2 protein-coding genes are annotated in these 1,975 nt (G+C 67.6%); both read right to left on the reverse strand.

The annotated features are described in order from the left end of the window. Positions 1–685 (reverse strand): IS21-like element helper ATPase IstB (gene istB / locus EPN51_RS01005; protein WP_293035074.1); only part of this gene is annotated, 685 nt, incomplete at its 3' end. After that, positions 685–1,899: an IS21 family transposase gene (gene istA, locus EPN51_RS01010; RefSeq protein ID WP_293035076.1), complete on the reverse strand. Its 1,215-nt coding sequence runs from the start codon at positions 1,897–1,899 to the stop codon at positions 685–687. The genes istB and istA, both read right to left, overlap by 1 nt. Positions 1,900–1,975 lie beyond the last annotated feature (76 nt).

A 1,975-nucleotide genomic window follows, 5' to 3' on the forward strand; every position in this document is an offset into this window, starting at 1 on the left:
CCGAGGCGATGGTCGCTTCGCCGAAGACCTGACCCCAGCGGGAGAACGGCAGGTTGGAGGTCAGAACGATCGAGGACTTCTCGTATCGGGTGGAGACCAGCTGGAAGAACAGGTTCGCCGCTTCGGTGTCGAACGGGATGTAGCCGACCTCGTCGATCACGATGAGCCCGTAGCGGCTGATCTTGCGCAGCTCGGCCTCGAGACGGTTGGTGCGATGCGCTTCGGCCAGTCGGGTGATCCAGCCGGTGGCCGGAGCGAACGCGACCCGGTGCCCCGCGTGGGCGGCGGCGATCGCCAGCGCGGTGGCCAGATGCGTCTTGCCGGTGCCCGGTGGGCCGAGCAGGACGATGTTACGGGCTTCGGCCAGCCAGCCGCCGGATTCCAGTCGGGCAATCTGAGCGCGGTCGACGGCGGGTTGGGCGGTGAAGTCGAAGTCGGTGATCGTCTTGATCGCCGGGAACCCGGCGTACCGAATCCGTTGTCGTGCACCTGATTCCGCGCGGGCGTTGGATTCCACTGCCAGCACGGCGCCGAGGTAGTCCTCCAGCGACCAGCCGGCGTCGCGGCCCTGTTCGGCCAGCCGGTGGTAGTGCTCGGCGATGCGCGGGGCCTTGAGAAGACGGGATTGGTGGGCGATGAGCTTGTCTGCGTCACCGGGCGCCGACGGTGTGCGCTTGGCGGGCATCAGGCGACCTCCCCGGTTCCGAACCGCGCGTCGTAGGCGCTCAGGTCGGCGACCTCGACGTCGACCGCCAGATGCGGTCCTGCGGCGGGTCGGGCGCGGAACTGCTCCCGCAATACCGCCGCAGCAGTCAAGTGGTCAGGATCGGTGACCAGACCGGCTGTGCCCCAGAGCCTTTGGTGATTGGCGACCAGACGGTCCCCGCAATAAGCGGTGATCCGGTCCAGGCCGGTGGTCACGGCGATCATCCGGCCGATCACCTCGGGATGCACCGAGTAGGAGTTACCGCCGCAGCTGACGTAGTAGTCACGTCCCAACCGGGTCGTGAGCGTCGTCCCGGTCGTCGGCGCCACCGGCGGCAGGGCGACCATCGCCGCCCGATCCACCGCGAGCGCATCGGCCGGGACCAGGCTGGTGGTCGCGTGGGTGCGGCGGTTTGCGACCGAGGCCAGCCACGCCCACAACTGGGCGTTGAAGTCCGCCGCCGAAGCGAACGTCCGACCCGGCAGAAACGAGGTCTCCAGATAGCCGTTGGCCCGCTCCACCAGGCCCTTGGACTCCGGATCATAGGGTCGGGTCTGGATGAGTCGGGTGGCCAGCACTCCGCAGAACCCGGCCACTCCGTCGGCGAGGCGGCCGCGTTGACCGATACCGGACTCGTTGTCCCACAACAGTGTTCGCGGCACCGCGCCGACACCCCGGAGAAGCTGCCACATGCCGGCCAGCAGATCCCCGGTCACTCGCGACGGGATCATCATCGCGGCGATGAACCGCGAATAGGCCGCGACCATCACCAATACCGGGAATGACCGCAACGCTCCCGCGTGATCGGGTACCAGAGCGCCGGGGAACCACAGGTCGCACTGCACCTGCTCACCGGGCCGATGCACCAGCCGGTCACACGGATCAGCCGGGGCGTACTCCGGGCGGATACGTGCGACGTTCTCGGCGAACCAGGAATGCCCGCCGGTCCAGCCGACCCGCTCAGCCAGGACCGTGGCCGGCATCGTCGGGAACCGGCCCAACAGCACCCGCACCGCAAGCTCGACCTGCGCCCACGCCGACGTCGTCGACGGTGCCCGTTCATACCGTGGTGGCGCCTCGGCGTTAATCGCCTTGGCCACGGTGTTGCGCGACAGCGACAACCTTCGCGCGATCGCAGCCTGCGACAGGTTCTCCGACCGATACAGCCGACGAATCTCCGCCCAATCCTCCACAGTGATCACTCTCCAATCAGAAGGGTGCTCACTTTTCGACCGGAACTACCTGCTCACTTTTCAACCGGAGCCGACA

Source organism: Mycobacterium sp. (genome assembly GCF_004298145.1).
Lineage (GTDB): Bacteria > Actinomycetota > Actinomycetes > Mycobacteriales > Mycobacteriaceae > Mycobacterium.